At 65.8% G+C, this 18,278-nt stretch carries 21 protein-coding genes; 13 read left to right on the forward strand and 8 right to left on the reverse strand.

Translation table 11 applies throughout. From position 1 onward, the window contains the following. Positions 1-14 precede the first annotated feature (14 nt). The 4 genes from ACT6UX_RS22395 to ACT6UX_RS22410 all read right to left on the reverse strand — a co-directional run bounded on the left by ACT6UX_RS22395 (position 15) and on the right by ACT6UX_RS22410 (position 4,010). Entirely contained in the window at positions 15-260 is a 246-nt protein-coding gene (locus ACT6UX_RS22395; protein WP_444777367.1) for a hypothetical protein, read from the reverse strand. Between the two features lie 66 nt (positions 261-326). Continuing rightward, positions 327-449, reverse strand: a complete 123-nt coding sequence (locus tag ACT6UX_RS22400; protein ID WP_444777368.1) for a hypothetical protein — start codon at positions 447-449, stop codon at positions 327-329. A 111-nt stretch (positions 450-560) separates the two neighbouring features. Continuing rightward, positions 561-2,636, reverse strand: a complete 2,076-nt coding sequence (locus ACT6UX_RS22405; RefSeq protein WP_444777369.1) for an elongation factor G — start codon at positions 2,634-2,636, stop codon at positions 561-563. Between the two features lie 171 nt (positions 2,637-2,807). After that, positions 2,808-4,010, reverse strand: coding sequence for a pyridoxal phosphate-dependent aminotransferase (locus ACT6UX_RS22410; protein WP_444777370.1), 1,203 nt, complete (start codon positions 4,008-4,010; stop codon positions 2,808-2,810). Between the two features lie 138 nt (positions 4,011-4,148). Between ACT6UX_RS22410 and ACT6UX_RS22415 the strand changes: the two genes are divergently transcribed. Next, the gene (locus tag ACT6UX_RS22415; protein WP_444777371.1) at positions 4,149-4,643 is read left to right on the forward strand and encodes a hypothetical protein; all 495 of its coding nucleotides are present in this window, start codon (positions 4,149-4,151) and stop codon (positions 4,641-4,643) included. Here ACT6UX_RS22415 and ACT6UX_RS22420 read toward each other — a convergent pair. From ACT6UX_RS22420 to ACT6UX_RS22430, 3 genes are read right to left on the reverse strand one after another with little or no spacing between them, the layout of a single operon-like run. Continuing rightward, positions 4,640-5,458, reverse strand: coding sequence for a transglutaminase family protein (locus tag ACT6UX_RS22420; protein WP_444777372.1), 819 nt, complete (start codon positions 5,456-5,458; stop codon positions 4,640-4,642). The genes ACT6UX_RS22415 and ACT6UX_RS22420 overlap by 4 nt on opposite strands. 8 nt (positions 5,459-5,466) lie before the next feature. After that, on the reverse strand, positions 5,467-6,399 hold the full coding sequence (locus tag ACT6UX_RS22425) for an alpha-E domain-containing protein (RefSeq protein WP_444777373.1): 933 nt from the start codon (positions 6,397-6,399) through the stop codon (positions 5,467-5,469). An 8-nt stretch (positions 6,400-6,407) separates the two neighbouring features. After that, on the reverse strand, positions 6,408-7,844 hold the full coding sequence (locus tag ACT6UX_RS22430; protein ID WP_444777374.1) for a circularly permuted type 2 ATP-grasp protein: 1,437 nt from the start codon (positions 7,842-7,844) through the stop codon (positions 6,408-6,410). 83 nt (positions 7,845-7,927) lie between these two features. On the opposite strand from ACT6UX_RS22430, the gene ACT6UX_RS22435 reads away from it, so the two are divergent. After that, entirely contained in the window at positions 7,928-8,917 is a 990-nt protein-coding gene (locus tag ACT6UX_RS22435; protein ID WP_444777375.1) for a zinc-dependent alcohol dehydrogenase family protein, read from the forward strand. 16 nt (positions 8,918-8,933) lie between these two features. Further along, positions 8,934-9,308, forward strand: coding sequence for a nuclear transport factor 2 family protein (locus ACT6UX_RS22440; protein ID WP_444777376.1), 375 nt, complete (start codon positions 8,934-8,936; stop codon positions 9,306-9,308). A gap of 24 nt (positions 9,309-9,332) precedes the next feature. Here ACT6UX_RS22440 and ACT6UX_RS22445 read toward each other — a convergent pair whose 3' ends face one another. Continuing rightward, positions 9,333-9,878, reverse strand: a complete 546-nt coding sequence (locus ACT6UX_RS22445) for a peptidylprolyl isomerase (protein WP_444777377.1) — start codon at positions 9,876-9,878, stop codon at positions 9,333-9,335. A 299-nt stretch (positions 9,879-10,177) separates the two neighbouring features. On the opposite strand from ACT6UX_RS22445, the gene coxB reads away from it, so the two are divergent. The 10 genes from coxB (at position 10,178) to ACT6UX_RS22495 (ending at position 18,266) form a co-directional block, all read left to right on the forward strand. After that, on the forward strand, positions 10,178-11,047 hold the full coding sequence (gene coxB, locus ACT6UX_RS22450) for a cytochrome c oxidase subunit II (RefSeq protein ID WP_444777378.1): 870 nt from the start codon (positions 10,178-10,180) through the stop codon (positions 11,045-11,047). A 24-nt stretch (positions 11,048-11,071) separates the two neighbouring features. Next, a complete protein-coding gene (gene ctaD / locus ACT6UX_RS22455; RefSeq protein ID WP_444777379.1) occupies positions 11,072-12,706 on the forward strand; it encodes a cytochrome c oxidase subunit I in 1,635 nt (544 codons plus the stop codon). Between the two features lie 48 nt (positions 12,707-12,754). Next, entirely contained in the window at positions 12,755-13,687 is a 933-nt protein-coding gene (locus ACT6UX_RS22460; RefSeq protein ID WP_444777380.1) for a heme o synthase, read from the forward strand. Positions 13,688-13,695: 8 nt separating this feature from the next. After that, on the forward strand, positions 13,696-13,836 hold the full coding sequence (locus tag ACT6UX_RS22465) for a hypothetical protein (protein ID WP_422011789.1): 141 nt from the start codon (positions 13,696-13,698) through the stop codon (positions 13,834-13,836). Further along, a complete protein-coding gene (locus ACT6UX_RS22470) occupies positions 13,833-14,435 on the forward strand; it encodes a cytochrome c oxidase assembly protein (RefSeq protein ID WP_444777381.1) in 603 nt (200 codons plus the stop codon). Before ACT6UX_RS22465 ends, ACT6UX_RS22470 begins: the two co-directional genes overlap by 4 nt. Positions 14,436-14,437: 2 nt before the next feature. Further along, positions 14,438-15,310 carry a cytochrome c oxidase subunit 3 gene (locus ACT6UX_RS22475; protein WP_444777382.1) on the forward strand — a complete coding sequence of 291 codons (873 nt, stop codon included), beginning with the start codon at positions 14,438-14,440 and terminating at the stop codon, positions 15,308-15,310. Between the two features lie 68 nt (positions 15,311-15,378). Beyond that, positions 15,379-15,741 (forward strand): DUF983 domain-containing protein, encoded by a 363-nt coding sequence (locus ACT6UX_RS22480; protein WP_444777383.1) that lies wholly within the window; start codon positions 15,379-15,381, stop codon positions 15,739-15,741. A gap of 27 nt (positions 15,742-15,768) precedes the next feature. Next, the gene (locus tag ACT6UX_RS22485; RefSeq protein WP_444777384.1) at positions 15,769-16,506 is read left to right on the forward strand and encodes an SURF1 family protein; all 738 of its coding nucleotides are present in this window, start codon (positions 15,769-15,771) and stop codon (positions 16,504-16,506) included. Next, the gene (locus tag ACT6UX_RS22490) at positions 16,503-18,005 is read left to right on the forward strand and encodes a carboxypeptidase M32 (RefSeq protein ID WP_444777385.1); all 1,503 of its coding nucleotides are present in this window, start codon (positions 16,503-16,505) and stop codon (positions 18,003-18,005) included. The genes ACT6UX_RS22485 and ACT6UX_RS22490 overlap by 4 nt, the downstream gene beginning before the upstream one ends. Before the next feature lie 9 nt (positions 18,006-18,014). After that, positions 18,015-18,266, forward strand: coding sequence for a DUF1272 domain-containing protein (locus ACT6UX_RS22495; RefSeq protein ID WP_444777386.1), 252 nt, complete (start codon positions 18,015-18,017; stop codon positions 18,264-18,266). Positions 18,267-18,278 lie beyond the last annotated feature (12 nt).

Genomic DNA, 18,278 nt, shown 5'->3' on the forward strand with positions numbered 1-18,278 from the left:
CGTCCGGCAGTGAACTACGCCTTGGTGGCGGTTACGTCCTGGATCGTCGGCCACATCTTGTCCTTCCAGCCGCCGTTGCCGGTGACGGTGAGGACGATCTTTCCGTCCTGGAACAGGATGAAGCGCGGCGTCGCATTGGGACTTTTCTTGCCCTCGTCGCTGGCGAGGAAGGCAGCCCGGATGGGTCGTGCCGGCGCGGGCCAGCTTTGTTCCACCATCACGAGGTCCGCATTGGCCGGATGGACGACCTGATAGTCCATCTTCTTGAAAGCGGCCGACTTGAGGAAATCAGGCTCTGACTGGGCACGCCAGATCTTGCAGCCGCCTCAAAGTTCGTGGCCGACGAACACCAGCGTCGGGCGCCCAGACTGGGCGCTGGCGACGCGGGTCAGTGACGATGCGGCGGCCGTCGCCAGGCTGCCCACCATCAGAGACCGTCTGTTGAACATGAACATTGCTCCCGTGGAACCATTCCACGAAGCGAATATGAAAGGCCGGACCGCGGAGGAGAAGCGCCGCCGGTCCGGCCTCACTGCCTTGTGACAGGAGCGGAGCTCCGCTCATGCGGCCTGGCGCTTGCGGGTCTCCTCGACGATGCGTTCGGCCGTGCGGCCCGCCAGTTCCTGCAGATGGTCGAACGCCGCACGGAAGGTGCCGATGCCCTGGGTGACCGACCGGATCTCCACGATCATGTCGGCAATTTCCGCCTCCGGCATCAGGGCTGACACCTCGTCCCACCCCGGCCAGTCCGTCCGGGCGTCGTAGCCGAGAAGCTGGCCGCGGCGCCCCGAGATCAATCGTTGCAGCCGCGGGGTCGCGTCGGCCGGTCCGGCCACCGTGACCCGGAGAATGGGCTCGAGCAGGACCGGCCTGCACTTGGGCATGGCCTCGCTCATCGCGATGCGCGCGGCCATCTTGAACGACATCTCGGAACTGTCGACGGCATGGTACTGGCCATCGAACAGCGTCGCTTCGAGATCGACCACGGGCTGTCCCAGTGGTCCCTCCTTCAGGTACTCGCGCACACCCTCCTCGACCGCCGGGATGAAGTTGCGCGGCACCACGCCGCCCACGATCCGGTCGACGAAGCGGAATCCCGACCCGCGGGGCAATGGCTTGATCTCGACCTTGAGGTCGGCGAACTGGCCGTGGCCGCCGGTCTGGCGCTTGTAGCGGGCGTGCTGCTGCGTGCCGGCCTGGATGGTCTCGCGATAGGCGACCCGCGGCGTCGCCGTCTCGACGGCAACGTTGTAGCGGCCGGCCAGCTTGTCGACGGCGACCTTGAGATGCATCTCGCCCTGGCCCCGCAGCAGCAACTCATGCGTCTCGCCGCGCTGCTCGAAGGAGAGCGACGGATCTTCCTCGACGATCTTCTGGAGGGCGCCGGAGAGTTTCACCTCGTCGTTCCGGTTGCGGGCCGAGAGGGCCACGCCGAACACAGGAGCGTCCGGCGCCGGGAAATCCGCCGAGGCGGCGATTCCAGAAGGGCTGAGGATCTGCCCGGATGACAGCGGCTCGACCTTGGCCAGGGCCACGATCTCGCCGGCACGGGCGCCGGCGATCTTGTCGAGCCTCTGTCCGAACGGGCGCAGGATCGAGCCGATCCGCTGTCCGCCGACCGACTGGCCTTCCCCGAGCGTGCCGGACCAGATGCGACACAGCGAGAGCTTTCCGGCATGGCTCTGGTGCAGGACCTTGAAGCACTCGGCCGTCGGAACGTCCCCCGCGGGCAGGGCGCGGCGCCGCGCCGTTTCCGCGACGAAGGGCGTGTCGTGGCGCAGAGCCTTCAGCAGGCGCCGCACGCCGTTCTCACGGTCGCCGGCACCGAGCAGTACCGGCACGATCTGGTCGGTGCAGAATTCGTCGTGCAGATCGCGGTAGATCAGCGACTTCTCCGGCGCGATATCCTCGATGAGCTGTTCCAAAAGCGCGTCGTCGAATTCCGAGAGCGTCTCCAGCATGTCGCGCCGCGCCTCGGCCTCTCGCGGCAGAACCTCGGCCGGCATCTCGATCAGGTCGGACGCGCCGCTGCTGCGGTAGCGATAGGCCCGCTCACTCACGAGATCGACATAGCCCACCGTCTCTTCGCTGCCGTCGGCGGCGGCGCGGCGAATAGGGACCTGCCGCAGCACGAGCTTGCGCCGCGACACCGACTGCAGCGCCGACAGGAGGTCGCGGATGCGGACCTCGGCCGAATCGATCTTGTTGACGAAGATGACGTGCGGGATGTGTCGGTCCTCGATGAATTTGAGGAGCGGTGTCAGCGCCATCACGCGCTCTACGGAGGGTTCGCAGACCAGAACGGCGGCATCGCACACCGCGAGGCCCGCGAAGGCGTCGTGCTGGAATTCGATCGACCCCGGTACGTCGAGGAAGGTCCACTGGTCGCCGAGATAGTCGACCGAGGCCACGTTGATCTCGGTGCCCATGTTGCGCTTGCGCGCTTCGACGGCACCGTCGCCGATGGACGTGCCGGCGCGAGTCGAACCGCGGCGGCCGATGGCGCCGGTCGCGTAGAGAATGCTTTCGAGCAGGCTGGTCTTGCCCGACAGATACGGCCCGCACAGCGCCACCACACGATGCGCGCCGCTGCCTGGTCTGCCGCCGGTGATCGTCTCCGTCTTGAATTCGGCCATGACAACGTCCTCCTTCTTCGCAGAAAGCGCAGAAGCTCCGGACGGACGTCGCGGAATAGACGTTACGCTTCCGAACGATCAGCCGGAGCGAAGCCCACTTGTCATGAAAATCGTTTCATCCCCGCCGAGACGAGTCAAACGCCGGGCGGGGATGATTTAGGTCAGCAATCCTTACGAAAGCGAGGCGCAGGCGCGCTGAATCCGGCGGCCCGCTTCCTCGAGCAGTTCTGTCGCCGTGGCGTAGGAGATGCGGAAGGCGGGGCCCTGGCCGAAGGCCGAGCCCTGAACCACCGAAAGGCCCTCGGCCTCGAGCAGGTAGTTCACGAAGTCGGTGTCGTCCTTGATCACCTTGCCGTCGGGCGTTTTCTTGCCGATCAGGCCGGCACAGGACGGGTAGACGTAGAAGGCGCCTTCGGGACGCGGGCACTTGATGCCGTTGCTCTGGTTCAGCATCGACACGATGAGGTCGCGGCGCTGCTTGAAGATCGCGACGTTCTTCGGAATGAAGTCGGTCGGACCGTTGAGCGCGGCCACGGCCGCAGCCTGGCTGATCGAGCTGGCGTTGGACGTGCTCTGCGACTGCACCGTGATCATCGCGTTGATCAGGTCCTGCGGTCCGGCCGCATAGCCGATGCGCCAGCCGGTCATGCTGTAGGCCTTCGACACGCCGTTCATGGTCAGCGTGCGATCGTACAGACGCGGTTCGACCTGGGCCGGCGTGAAGAACTCGAAGTCGTCGTAGACGAGCTTCTCGTACATGTCGTCGGTGAGGACATAGACGTGTGGATGCTTGAGCAGCACGTCGCACAGGCCCCGGAGGTCGGCCTTGCTGTAGGCGGCACCCGTCGGGTTGCTGGGCGAGTTCAGGATGATCCACTTGGTCTTCGGCGTGATAGCGCGGTCGAGATCCTCCGGCGTCAGCTTGAAGCCGTTCTCTTCCCTGCACTGGACGATGACGGGCGTGCCGTCGCCGAACATCACCATCTCGGGGTACGAGACCCAGTACGGCGCCGGCACGATGACCTCGTCGCCCGGGTTCAAGGTCGCCAGCATGGCGTTGAAGATGATCTGCTTGCCGCCCGAGGTGACGACGGTCTGGCTCGGCTTGTAGTCGAGGCCATGGTCGCGCTTCATCTTGGCGACGATCGCCTGGCGCAGCGCCGGCGTGCCAGGCACCGCGGTGTACTTGGTGTCGTTGTTGCGGATCGCCTGGATCGCCGCTTCCTTGATGTGGTCCGGCGTCGGCATGTCCGGCTCGCCGGCCGCCAGGCCGATCACGTCTTTGCCTGCCGCTTTCATCTCCAGGAACTTGCCCTGTGCGGCATTGGTCGGAGACGGCTTGATGCGGCTGAGACGATCGGCGATGAAAGCCATGACGAATATGCCTCCTTCAGGCATTTTTATGAGCGGCGCGAAGCTAGTCGCGACGCCGGGTTTCCGCAAGGCGACGACCCGTATTTATCGTCGGGCGGGCCGTACTCGCGCTAGGGCAATGAGGGTGAAGAGATCGAAATGAAGTACCTGTTCGTGCCGTTGAGGCTCCTCATCTCACCGGCCTTCATCGCGGCTGTCGACGTAATGATCCTGTTCCCGATGGTGCTGTCGATCGTCGACATCGTGCAGAGCGTGAACCGGCAGAGCGATACCCATGAGCCTGTCACCATCGCCTCCACGATCGCCCTGATCATGATCGGCTGGGGGGTGGCGCTGGAGGAGCGGGGGGTCATCCGCAAGCGGTTCGGTGTGTCCGGCGGTCCCGACGAGGAACGGCAGGTGAATATCGACGAGACGTGCCACGAATATGGGGTGGCCCAGCTCGTCCTCGGCCTGTTCGCCGAAATCGCGGTGGCGATGATCAGCCTGCCGGACCGCATCGTGAACACGATAGGCTACGAACACGCGCTCCTGACCGTTTCGGTCATCCTCATCTCCATCGGCGCGGCCATCCAGCTGAGGCATGTCGTCGTGCTGCTCGCCACGCTCTGGCGCGGCAAGACCCTCGTCTAATCGATCAGGCGGACAGAGCAGTCGACGGTCATCTTCGCATCGCCGAAGCCGACCCGGCGTCCGCTGACCGGCGCCGCGTCGCGGTAGTCGAGGCCCACGGCGACGCGCAGGCTGTCGCCGCGCGGGCTGATGCCGTTGGCAGGATCGAAGCCCACCCATTCCAGGCCCGGCACCCAGGCCTCCGCCCAGGAATGGCTGGTGCGGCCGACATGCAGTTCCGGATCGTCGTTGCGGAGATAGCCGCTGACATAGCGCGCCGGCACGCCGAGGCGGCGACAGCAGGCGATGAAGATGTGGGCCTCGTCCTGCGCCACACCCGCGCCCCGGGTCAGTGCCTCGACGGCCGTGGTGTCGACGGTCGAGACGCCCGTTTTGTAGGCCACGCGCGCGGAAATCCGCTCCATCAGCTCATGCAGGGTGGCGACCCGCTTCGTGGGATCCGCGGCGCGATCGGCCAGCCCCTCGATCACCGGATCGAAGCTGGCATCGTGCCGCGCGAGGCCCGTGTTGCGGAGCCAGAAGGGCGCCGGAAGGGTCGGCTCCTCGACATAGCGCAGCCACTGGTCGGTGCCGCTGTATTCGTAGATGCCCTGCACGACGATCTCGACGTTGTCGTGCTGCCGGGCGACCGAGAAGGTCGTCACCTGGTTGCCGTGGCCGTCCTTCCATTCCGACTTCTTGCCGGGGCCGTCGATGTGCCACGACACGATACGTTGCGCCGCCGCGGGTTTGGGCGTGAGGCGCACGTCGTGGATCGAATGTCCGGACGGCTGGTCGAATTGGAAGCGCGTGGCGTGGTGGACGGAGAAGCGCATGGGTCAGCTCAATCCAGGAGGAACTGTCGGCCGATTTCGTCCGACAAGGTACCGATGTCGCCGCGCAGCTCGCCCAGGAACCTGGCGAGGCCGATCTCGAACACCTTGTCGATGCGGGCGTAGCGCAACCTTGCATGCAGCTCGCCAGCCAGCCGGTCCGCCTCGCCGCGCGTGCCGTAGGCATCTGCCAGCTCGCGCATGTTGAGGTCGACCATCCAGAGACAGTGGTGCACCGAGCGTGGCACGTCGCGCCGCAGCATCATCAGCTCCGCCACCTTCATGGGGTTGAGCGAGCTGCGGTAGATGCGCCGGTAGGTGCGCACGGCGCCGACGCAGGCCAGGAGCTCCGACCAGGCGAAATAGTCGAGCCCCTCGGCGCTGGGATTGCCGTCGGGCCGCAGCAGATGGAACTTCACGTCGAGGATGCGGCCGGTATTGTCGGCGCGCTCGAGGAAGGCGCCGAGCTGCAGGAAGTTGTTGGCCTCGTCGCGCAGCAGGGTCACCTGTGCCGCGCCGAAGATCATCACCGCCTGCTTCTTCACCGACTCGATCAGCGCCCCGCGATCGAGCGCGGCCCGGTCACCGCGCAGGCGGCCGCTGAGCTCCAGCCACAGCGCGTTCAGGCTCTCCCAGACGTCGACCGTGATATTGTTGCGTTCCTCCCTGGCGTTGCGCCGCGCCGCATCGATTGAATTGACGATGGAGGAGGGGTTGTTCTCGTCGATCACCAGGAAGTCGATCAGGCTGGCGAGACGTTCGCCCTGGGCCTGGCTCTGGCGGAACTCGTCTTCCATGCCGAAGATCGCCGCGACGCCGGCGGCCTCCTCGCCGCGTGACTGCAGCGCCATGCGCTGGGTCGCCTCGATCAGCCGCGCGGTCGACTTCGCCCGCTGCAGGTATCGGCCCATCCAGTAGAGATTCTTGGCGGTACTGCTCAGCATCGGGGGGCCTACCTGTCGTCCGCCTGGTCCGGGGCGAGGACCCAGGTATCCTTGGTGCCGCCGCCCTGGCTCGAATTGACGACCAGGGAGCCTTCCTTGAGGGCGACGCGCGTCAGTCCGCCGGGCACGATCGTGATCTTCTTGCCCGAAAGCACGAAGGGGCGCAGGTCGACATGGCGCGGTGCCACGCCCCGGCTCACGAAGGTGGGGCAGGTCGACAGCGCCAGCGTCGGCTGGGCGATGTAGTTGTCGGGCCGCGCCTTCAGGAGCGCCGCGAATTCCTCGATCTCGACCTTGCTCGAGGTCGGGCCGACCAGCATGCCCTTGCCGCCGGATCCGTGGACTTCCTTCACCACGATCTCGGAGAGATGCTCGAGCACGTACTTGTAGTCGTCGGCCCGGTCGCAGCGCCAGGTCGGCACGTTCTGCAGGATCGGCTCCTCGCCGAGATAGAAGCGCACCATCTCGGGCACGTAGGTGTAGGTCGATTTGTCGTCGGCGACGCCGTTGCCCAGTGCATTCACGATGTTGACGCGACCGGCACGCAGGGCGCCGAGCAGGCCGGCGACGCCGAGGAAGGAGTCGGGACGCATCGCCAGCGGGTCGAGATACGCATCGTCGACACGGCGGTAGATGACATCGACCCGCTGCGGACCGCGCGGCGTGCGCATGTAGACCCGGCTTTCGTCGACGAACAGGTCGGAGCCCTTGACCAGTTCGATGCCCATCTCGTCGGCGAGGAAGGCGTGTTCGAAATAGGCGCTGTTGTAGTGTCCCGGCGTCAGCAGCACGACATTGGGCTCGTGGCCGTCGCTGAAAGAGACGGAGCGAAGCGTCGCCAGCAGTTCCTCGGAATAGTCGGCGACCGGCAGAACGCTCATCGCGGCGAACAGTTCGGGCGCCAGCCGCATCATCACTTCGCGATTCTCGAGAACGTAGGACACGCCGGAGGGCGTGCGCACATTGTCTTCGAGGACGTAGAAGTCCTTTTCGCCGACCCGGACGAGGTCGATGCCGGCAATGTGGGCATGCACGCCGCCGGGGAGCTGCAGCCCCTGGGCCATGGCGACGAACTCGCCGTTCATCAGAATCTGCTCTTCCGGGATGATGCCGGCGCGGCATATCTCGCGCTGGCCATAGGCGTCGCTCAGGAAGGCGTTGAGGGCGCGCACACGCTGCGACAGGCCCTTGTGCAGGAACTGCCATTCGTCATACGCGATGACGCGCGGGATGATGTCGAAGGGAATCGTCGTCTCGGACCCTTCGGCCGCGCCGTAGGCGCCGAACGTGATGCCGTGCCGCCGGTAGAAGAGGTCGACCTCTCTTCGTGTCGCCTCCAACCGTTCGGGTGAGGTCCGGGCCAGCCAGTCGGCGACGCCGCGATAGGGCACGCGGACCGAGCCGTCGGTGCCCGAATTCATCTCATCGAATACCTTGGCGGCCATCCGGCATTTCACCCCCTGTCAAAGCACCATATAAGCAATCGACGGGCCAACAAAGTGCCTGTGACGAGCGAAGGAGGCGCGGCATGAAGCAGGTGCTGATCGAGCGGTACGGGACTCCGTGGGATGTGGCGCGCTGCGCCGAGGTTCCGGACGTGGGCGAGCCGGCCGCCGACGAGGTCGTCTTCGACGTACTGGCCTTCCCGATCAATCCCGCCGACATGTGGTTCTGCAAGGGAAGCTACAGGCTGAAGCCGCCGCTGCCCGCAACGCCTGGCGCCGAATGCGTCGGCCGTGTCTCCGCGGTCGGATCGGCCGTCCGGCACGTCAGGACGGGCGATCTCGTCATCAATCTCCAGCGCGAGAACTGGACGCAGAGGCGGCGGGTAAAGGGCGACGACGCGATCCCGCTGCCGGCCGGCATCGACCTGCGGCAGGCGGCGATGGTGCGCATCAATCCGCCGACGGCGCGGCTCATGCTGTCGGACTTCGTCAATCTGGCGGCCGGCGAATGGGTGATCCAGAACGTGGCGAATTCGGCGGTCGGGCGGCTGCTGATCGTGCAGGCGCACCAGCGTGGGCTGCGCACCGTCAATGTCGTGCGCCGGGGCGAGCTCGCAGAGGAGCTGAAAGCGCTGGGCGCCGATGTCGTGCTGGTCGACGGTGACGATCTTGCGGAGCGCGTCGCCGGAGCGACCGGCAACGCCGCGATCCGCCTTGGGATCGAGGCGATCGGCGGCGCGGCCACGGGGCGCATCGTCGACTGCGTCGCGACCGAGGGCACCGTCGTGCATTACGGATCGATGAGCGGCGAGGATCCCAGAGTCGGGCGCAGCAACCTGATCTACCGTGGCGTCAAGCTGACCGGGTTCATGCTGGGTCGCGGCCTTGCCAAACGCGATGCCGCAAAGATTCGGGACATCTATGCGGAGCTGGCGGCACAGGTCGTGGCCGGTACGCTTTACGCCCCAGTGGACACGGTCTATCCGATCGAGAAGATCAAGGAGGCGCTGGCGCATGCCGACAAAGGCGGGCGCAACGGCAAGATCCTGGTGGCGCCCAACGGCGCGATTTGAACGAGGGAGAAAAGAGATGAATTCCGACGTCGCGGCGATCGAGAAGGTGCTTCAGGTCTATTTCGACGGCCTGTACGAGGGCGACACGAAGAAGCTGGGCGAGGCGTTCCATCCCGCCTCGCACCTTTACAGTGCCGGTCCCGATGGCAATGCCGCGGACATGCCGCGTGCCGACTGGTTCAAGATGGTGGAGAGCCGAAAGTCGGCCAAGGAAAGCGGCAGCGAGCGGCGCGACCGCATCGTTTCGATCGACTTTTCCGGCCCGGCGACGGCCTTCGCCAAGGTCGAGTGCCAGATCCCGCCGCGTTACTTCACCGATTATCTGACGCTTCTCAAAGTAGAAGGCCGTTGGCAGGTCATTGCCAAGGCCTTCCACACCGTTACCAAATAGACGACCGAGCGGGGCGCGAGGAGCCTAGCTCTTCGCGTCCGCCGCGACCTGGACCTTGATCATCTTGTCCGGCGGCGCGGACACGGCACCCGAGCCCGGCGCGCCCTTCTTGATCTTGTCCACGAATTCCATGCCGGACGTGACCTTGCCCCAGACGGTGTACTGGCCGTCGAGGAAGTTCGAGTCCTTGAGGACGATGAAGAACTGGCTGCGGGCGCTGTTCGGGTCGTTGGTGCGGGCCATCGAGACCGCGCCGCGGCTATGCGGCTCCTTGGAGAACTCGGCCTTGAGCGTTTCGCCCATGCCGCCGGTGCCGGTGCCGGTCGGATCGCCGGTCTGGGCCATGAAGCCGTCGATCACGCGGTGGAACACCACGCCGTCGTACTTGCCCTCGTGCGCCAGCTTCTTGATCTGGGCAACGTGGTTGGGGGCGAGGTCAGGGCGCATCTCGATGACGACCCGGCCGTCCTTGAGGTCGATGTAGAGGGTATTTTCCTTATCCATGGCGGAGGCTGCTCCTGCGAACATGAGAATGACGGCAAGGACGGGCGTCAGAATGGCGAGCCGCATGACGATTTCCTTAGGCGATTCCGCGGTCTTGCCGCGGCCGGCGGGACCTTATAGGCCGGACTCCGAAAGACAAGCGGCAACTTCGGGGCGGGGAGCCTCGCGGGGCGCCGGGGTATCGGCTGCCGTTCGGTCCCGTCTTTTCCCAATTCCGGGCACGGCTGCGACCGGCCGCCACATACCGACAGGGGCTGAAAACCCGTTACCACCCACGGCTATATCTGGTACTAACCCGTTTGAAATGCGGGGGATTTTGCGGGTCGGAAAACCTGCCGGATCTGAACCGCCGAGGGGACGGATGCATGGTCGTTAAGCGCGTATTGGGCGTCGTTGGACTGTTGGCGGCACTGGCCGGATTCGGCATGGCTGCGCCGGCCCAGGCGCAGAAGGTCATTGGCGTGCCGCATGATTGGCAGCTGAACTTTCCGCCGCCCTACACGCCGATCATGGAGCGGGTGGAATCGCTGCACGACCTGCTGCTGGTGATCATCACCCTGATCTGCGTCTTCGTGCTGCTGCTGCTGATCTACGCGGTCTGGCGCTTCCACGCCGGTCGCAACCCGACGCCGACGACCGTGACCCATAACACGATCCTCGAGATCGCCTGGACGATTATCCCGATCCTGATCCTCGTGGTGATCGCCATTCCGTCCTTCCGCCTGCTCTACTACAGCGACAAGGCGAGCGAGGCAGCGCTGACGGTCAAGGTCACCGGACACCAGTGGTACTGGTCTTACAATTACCCCGATCAGGGTGATTTCACGGTCGAGAGCCGCATGTTGAGCGAGGCTGATCGTGCCAAGACCAAGCCGCAGGTGCCGCGCCTGCTCGCCGTCGACGAGGAGATGGTGATCCCGGTCAATACCGTTGTGCGCATCGTCGGCACTGCCGAGGGCGGCAGCATGCACGGCTGGACCGTTCCTGGCTTCGGCATCAAGAAGACGGTGATTCCGGGCCGCATCAACGAGGGCTGGATCAGCGTCAAGGAAGAGGGCCTGTATTTCGGTCAGTGCTCGCAGATCTGCGGCCAGAACCACAGCTTCATGCCGATCGGCATCCGCGTGGTTTCGCAGGCCGACTTCGACAAATGGGTTGCCGACAAGAAGAAGGCCGCCGGGCTTGCGCCCGCGACCGACGTCGCGTCTGCCGCCGCCACTCCCGCCACCCGCTAAGCGCTTCTCCGCAGGAGATCAAGAATGGCCACCGCGCACGGCGCCGCCCACGACCACAACGCCCACGGGCATGACGACCATACTCCCACCGGCATCAAGCGGTGGCTGTACAGCACCAACCACAAGGACATCGGCACGATGTACCTTGTGTTCTCGATCATGGCGGCGCTGATCGGGGCGGGCTTCTCCGTCTACATGCGTCTCGAGCTGATGCAGCCGGGCGTCCAGTACTTCAATGGTCCCGACGGCACACCGGACGGCCATTTCTGGAACACGATCGTGACGGCGCACGGCTTGATCATGGTGTTCTTCGTGGTCATGCCGGGTCTGATCGGCGGCTTCGGCAACTGGTTCGTGCCCCTCATGATCGGCGCGCCGGACATGGCGTTCCCGCGCATGAACAACATCAGCTTCTGGCTGCTGCCGCCGGCCTTCATCCTGCTGTTGGCGTCGGCCCTGATCGGCGGTGGCGTGGGCACCGGCTGGACGATCTATCCGCCGCTCACGCTCAACCAGGGCGCTGGCATGGATCTGGCGATTTTCTCGCTGCACATCGCGGGCGCCTCGTCGATCCTCGGTGCCATCAATTTCATCACGACCATCCTGAACATGCGCGCGCCGGGCATGACGCTGCACCGCATGCCGCTGTTCGCCTGGTCGGTCCTGGTCACGGCCTTCCTGCTGCTGCTGGCGCTGCCGGTCCTCGCCGGTGCCATCACGATGCTGCTGACCGACCGCAACTTCGGCACCTCGTTCTTCAAGGCCGAGGGCGGCGGTGATCCGACCCTGTTCCTGAACCTGTTCTGGTTCTTCGGTCACCCCGAAGTCTACATCATGATCCTGCCGGCCTTCGGCATCATCAGCCACATCATCTCGACCTTCGCCAAGAAGCCAATCTTCGGCTACCTCGGCATGGCCTACGCCATGGTCGCAATCGGCGTCGTCGGCTTCGTCGTGTGGGCTCACCACATGTACACAGTCGGCCTCGACGTCGACACGCGTGCCTACTTTGTGGCCGCGACCATGGTGATCGCGGTCCCGACGGGCGTGAAGATCTTCTCGTGGATCGCCACCATGTGGGGCGGCTCGATCCGCCTCACCATCCCGATGTTGTGGGCGATCGGCTTCATCTTCCTGTTCACCGTCGGCGGCGTGACGGGCGTCGTCCTGGCCAATGCCGGCGTCGACTACTCGCTGCACAACACCTACTACGTGATCGCGCACTTCCACTATGTGCTGTCGCTCGGCGCGGTGTTCGGCATGTTCGCCGGCTTCTACTACTGGATCGGCAAGATGTCGGGCCGGCAGTATCCGGAGTGGGCGGCGCAGGTCCACTTCTGGGTCACCTTCGTCGCCGTGAACCTGACCTTCTTCCCGATGCACTTCTCGGGACTGGCGGGTATGCCGCGCCACTACGTCGACTATCCCGATGCGATGTCGCACTGGAACTACCTCTCCTCGATCGGCGCGTTCATGTCGTTCGGCGCGACCCTGTTCTGGCTGGTCTTCGTGGTCTTCGGCACGCTGATGTTCGGCCGCAAGGTCGGTGCGAACTACTGGGGCGAGGGCGCCACGACGCTGGAATGGACGGTGTCTTCGCCGCCGCCGTTCCATACGTTCGAGGACCTGCCGCACATCTCGCCGACGGCGAACCACTAGGAACGGAGCGGAGGCGCCCCAAGAAGGCGCCTTCGCCTTGAAAGGCCCATGAGCGACACCGCGCACACTTTCACGGGAAGCATCGACGGGACCGCCACGCCGGCACGTGTGCGGGACTATATCGACCTGCTGAAGCCGCGCGTTATGTCGCTGGTGGTGTTCACCGGCTGGATCGGCGTGCTGATCGCGCCGGTGCATGTCCACCCGTTCAAGACGGCGCTGGCCGTCCTGGCCATCGCCCTGGGCTCGGGCGCGGCCGGCGCCATCAACATGTGGTACGAGCGCGACCTCGACGCGCTGATGGCGCGTACGCGCAACCGTCCGCTGCCGGCGGGTCGCGTCGCCCCGGACGATGCACTGGGCCTCGGCGTGTTGCTGTCGATCTTCTCGGTCCTGCTGATGGCGGTGGCGACGAACCTCGTGGCCGCGGCGCTGCTCACGGCGGCGATCCTGTTCTACGTCTTCATCTATACGGTCTGGCTGAAGCGCCGGACGCCGCAGAACATCGTGATCGGTGGTGCGGCCGGAGCCTTTCCGCCGATGATCGGCTGGGCCGCGGCGACCGGCGACGTCTCCGCCGTGGGAATCGCGCTCTTCCTGCTGGTCTTCCTCTGGACACCGCCGCATTTCTGGGCGCTCGCCCTCTACCGCAGCGACGATTATCGCCGGGCTGGCGTGCCGATGCTGCCGGTGGTCGCGGGGCCGCGCGAGACCAAGCGGCAGATGCTGATCTACACGCTGCTGCTGTTGCCGGTCGCGCTGGCGCCGACGCTGCTGGGCGCCGTCGGCTGGCTTTATGGCGCAGTCGCGCTGGCGCTCAGCCTCGGCTTCATCGGGCACGCGATCGCGGTCTGGCGCACGGCCGACGACGACACAGCCTACCGGGCTGCGCGCAAGATGTTCCGCTACTCGCTGATCTATCTCGCCGCCCTGTTCGCGGCCTTACCGGTCGATCTGGTCGTGAGCCGGATCGCGGGATGAGCCAGGCCATGGCACAGGACCGTCGACCGGGTGATACCGACATGCACCGCCGCCAGCGCGGCAAGAACCTGTTCATTGCGGGGTTTCTGGTGGTGCTCGTGGTTCTGTTCTTTGCCCTGACGATCGTGCGCATGGGAGGCTACGGATGACGGATGACACGCCCGACACCGCCGCCAAGAACAAGCGGCTGGCACGGCGCCTTTTCCTCGTGACGGCGGGCATGGGTGGTTTCGCCTACGCCTCGGCGCCGCTCTACGACCTGTTCTGCCGCACCACGGGCTTCGGCGGGACGCCGATCGTGGCCCAGAGCGGCGACCGGCCGATCCTCGACCGCACGGTCAAGATACGCTTCGATTCCAATGTCGACACGTCGCTGCCCTGGAAGTTCCAGCCGCTGCAGCGCGAGGTGACGATCAGGTTGGGCGAGGAATATCTCGCCCATTACCGGGTGACCAACCTCTCGCAGCGGCCGGCCGTCGGCACCTCGACCTACAACGTTACGCCCGAGACGGCGGGCGGCTGGTTCAACAAGCTCCAGTGCTTCTGCTTCACGGAGCAGTTGTTGCTGCCCGGGCAGTCCGTCGACATGCCCGTCATTTTCTTCGTCGATCCCGAGTTGGACAAGGATCGGCGCTACGACAACATCCGGACCATCACGCTCTCGTACACATTCTTCGAGGCGAAGACGGAACGGGCCAGGACCTTGCTGGGCGGATTGCCCGGCAGCGATATCGGAAAGGGTGGATGAACATGGCCGGCGGTACTCCGAAGCATCCCTATCATCTGGTCGATCCCAGCCCGTGGCCGGCGCTGGGTTCGTTCGCGGCTCTGGTGCTGGCGTTCGGCTTCGGCTTTGCGCTGCATCCGGACATGCTGGGCCAGGGCGTCGGCAATGTCATGAAGGCCGTGCACTGGTGGGGGCTGGCCCCGGGGCTGCTGCTGGTGCTGGGCGTCATGTACTGGTGGTGGTCCGACGTCATCGCAGAATCGCGCGTCTATCACACGGCCGTGGTTCAGCTCGGCCTGCGCTACGGCATGATCCTGTTCATCGCCTCGGAAGTGCTGTTCTTCGCGGCCTTCTTCTGGGCCTTCTTCGACGCGGCCCTCTATCCGGGCGCGCCGAACATGCCGGTCCGTGCCGAAGCCACCGGCGGCGTCTGGCCGCCCAAGGGCATCAGCGTCATCGCGCCGTTCGACCTGCCGCTGATGAACACCCTGATCCTGCTGCTGTCGGGCACCACGGCGACCTGGGCGCATCACTCCATCATCGAGGGCAACCAGAAGGACGCCGTCCGCGGCCTGCTGTGCACCGTCCTCCTCGGCATGATCTTCACGAGCGTCCAGGCCTACGAATACCTGCACGCGCCGTTCACGTTCGGCCAGGACATCTATACGTCGACCTTCTTCATGGCGACGGGCTTCCATGGCTTCCATGTGCTGGTCGGCACGATCTTCCTGATCGTCTGCCTGATCCGCGCCGCCAAGGGCCAGTTCAAGCCCAAGCAGCATTTCGGCTTCGAGGCTGCTGCCTGGTACTGGCACTTCGTCGACGTGGTGTGGCTGTTCCTCTTCTTCTGCATCTACTGGTGGGGCGCCGGCAAGGCACCGATCGCCCTGCACTGACGCAGGCATACAGGCTATCTTGGAACCGCCGGGTGCTCCCCGGCGGTTCGTCTTTGGGAGACACCCCTTTGTCCGACTGGCCCCGCCAATCTCCCCTCGACGTCGCGTTGCGCGGCGCCTGCCCCCGTTGCGGCAAGGGACGGCTGTTCGCCGGCCTGCTGAACGTCGTGGATCGCTGCGACTCATGCGGCCTCGACCTGCGGGGCAACGATGCGGGGGATGGGCCGGCGGTGTTCGTCATCCTGGGGCTCGGCGCCATCATCATGATGCTCGTCTTCTGGGTGGAGTTCCGCTACGAGCCGCCCTGGTGGCTGCACGTCGTCATCTGGCTGCCGCTCACCTTCGCACTGGCCGTCGGCATGCTGCGCTTCCTCAAGGCGTTGCTGGTCGCCCAGCAATTCGCCCACCGCACGACTGAACTCGATGATTAGGCGAACTCGACGAGTAGAGGAGACACCATGATCCGGCTGAGGCCCGCTCTCTGGCCCACGCTCGTCTCGCTGCCCATCCTGGTTCTCTCGCTGAGCCTCGGCTTCTGGCAGATGGAGCGTCGCGAGTGGAAGCGTGACATCCTCGATCGCATCGCCACCAACCAGGCGGCGGCGCCGATGACGCTCGACCAGCTGCTGAGCCGCGATCCACTTCGCCACGAATATGGTCGTGTGAAGATCGCCGGCACCTTCGAGCATGGCCACGAATTCTTCCTGGCCGCGCGCAGCCTGAAGAACAAGGTCGGTCTGCAGGTCATCGTGCCCCTGAAGACTGAGGACGGCCGCGTCGTTCTGTTCGATCGCGGCTGGGTCCCGGACCGTGCGGCTGCGACACAAGCCGCGGCGCAGCCGTCGGGCCGGGTCGAACTCACCGGCCTGGTGCGCCGCTCCCAGATCAGGGCGCGCTTCGCGCCCGAGAACGTGCCGGAGAAGAACGTCTGGTTTCAGGCCGACGTACCGCTGATGCGCAAGATGGCGGGTGCGCCGCCGGACCCCAAGCTCGACGCGTTCTTCCTCGAGTCCGACGCCACGCCCAATCCGGGCGGCATCCCGGTGGGCGGCCAGACGCGGCTTGATATTCCCAACGACCATCTCCAGTACGCCATCACCTGGTTCCTGATCGCTCTCGCGCTGGCCGGGGTCTATCTCGCCTATCACTGGGAGAATGGCCGGCTGGAGATCAACGGTCGGCGCAAGGCCCCATGATCGCCAACGATCCCTATGCCGAGCTGGAGCGCCGCTTCGCGCGGCTGAGCGCGCTCGGCCGCGCCTCGGCGATCCTGAACTGGGACCGCTCGACGATGATGCCGGACGGTGCCACCGATGACCGCGCCGACCAGCTCGCGACCCTCGGCGTCATCGCCCACGAGATCATTTCCGCGCCCGAAATGCCCGATCTGCTGGCGCGTGCCGAGGAGGGCAGAGCTGCGCTCGATCCCTGGCAGGCCGCCAATCTGCGCGAAATGCGGCGGTCCTGGGTGCACGAGAGCGCGCTGCCGTCGGACCTCGTCGAGGCCCGCACGCGGGCCTGCTCGGCCTGCGAGCTGGTCTGGCGCTCGGCCCGCAAGAATGCCGACTTCAAGTCGCTGCTGCCGAGCCTCACCGAGGTGCTGAACATCATGCGGCGTGTCGGCGAGGCCAAGGCCGCCGCGCTCGGCACCTCGGTCTACGATGCGCTGCTCGACGAGTTCGAACCCGGCGGCCGCTCGGCGCGCATCGACGCGCTGTTCGACGAGTTGCGCGGCTTCCTGCCGGACCTGCTGGGGCGCGTGCTCGAACGTCAGGGGAGCCGGCCCGAGCCCTTGCCGCTCGAGGGGCCATTCTCCGTCGAGGCGCAACGTCGGCTGGGCGAGGAGCTGATCCGCCGGATCGGCTTCGACTTCCACCACGGCAGGCTCGACGTGTCGGCGCATCCCTTCACCGGCGGAACGTCCGACGATGTGCGCATCACCACGCGCTACGACGAGGCCGACTTCGCCCGTTCCCTGATGGGGGTGCTGCACGAAACCGGTCACGGTCTCTATGAGGCGGGCCTGCCCCGGGCGTGGCGCCGCCAGCCGGTTGGCCATGCGCGCGGCATGACCCTGCACGAGAGCCAGTCGCTGCTGATGGAGATGCAGGCCTGCCGCAGCGACGCCTTTCTCGCCTTCGCTGCACCGCGCATGCGTGCCGCCTTCGCCAAGGACGGGCCGGCCTGGACCGAGGAGAACATCCACCGGCTCTACACGCGCGTGGCGCCCGGGTTCATCCGCGTCGATGCCGACGAGGTCACCTATCCGCTGCACATCATGCTGCGTTACCGGCTGGAGCGGGCGATGCTGGCGGGCGACCTCCCGCTGGCCGACCTGCCGGGCGCCTGGAACGACGGGATGCGCGAGCTTCTCGGTGTCGTGCCGCCCGACGACTCCTTGGGCTGCCTGCAGGACATCCATTGGCCGGATGGCGGATGGGGTTATTTCCCAACCTATACGCTGGGGGCGCTGGCCGCGGCTCAGCTCTTCGCCGCCGCCCGCTGCGCGCACCCCGGCCTGATGGACGCCATCGAGCAGGGCGATTTTGCTCCGCTGCTGGGCTGGTTGCGTACCAATGTGCACGGCAAGGGCTCGATCGCGACCACCGACGAAATCCTGGTCGAGGCCACCGGCGCGCCGCTCGGCGGCGGCGCCTTCAAAGCCCATCTGGAAAGCCGCTACCTCCAGGCGTAAGAGGGACCCATGCTCGACCTTCGTCCGAACTGCGAATGCTGCGACAAGGACCTGCCCAACGGCGCGTCCGACGCCCTGATCTGCACCTTCGAGTGCACCTTCTGCGCAGCCTGCGCACAAACCCGCCTGGGCGGCCATTGCCCGAACTGCGGCGGCGATCTGGTCAAGCGTCCGACCCGTCCCGAGAGGGCGCTGGCCAAGTTCCCGGCCTCCACCAAGCGGGTCCGCAAGGACCACGAGGCCTGTCGGCAGGTCGCCTAGCCGGAGGAATCC

This window comes from Reyranella sp. (assembly GCF_052439685.1).
In the GTDB taxonomy this organism is placed as follows: domain Bacteria; phylum Pseudomonadota; class Alphaproteobacteria; order Reyranellales; family Reyranellaceae; genus Reyranella.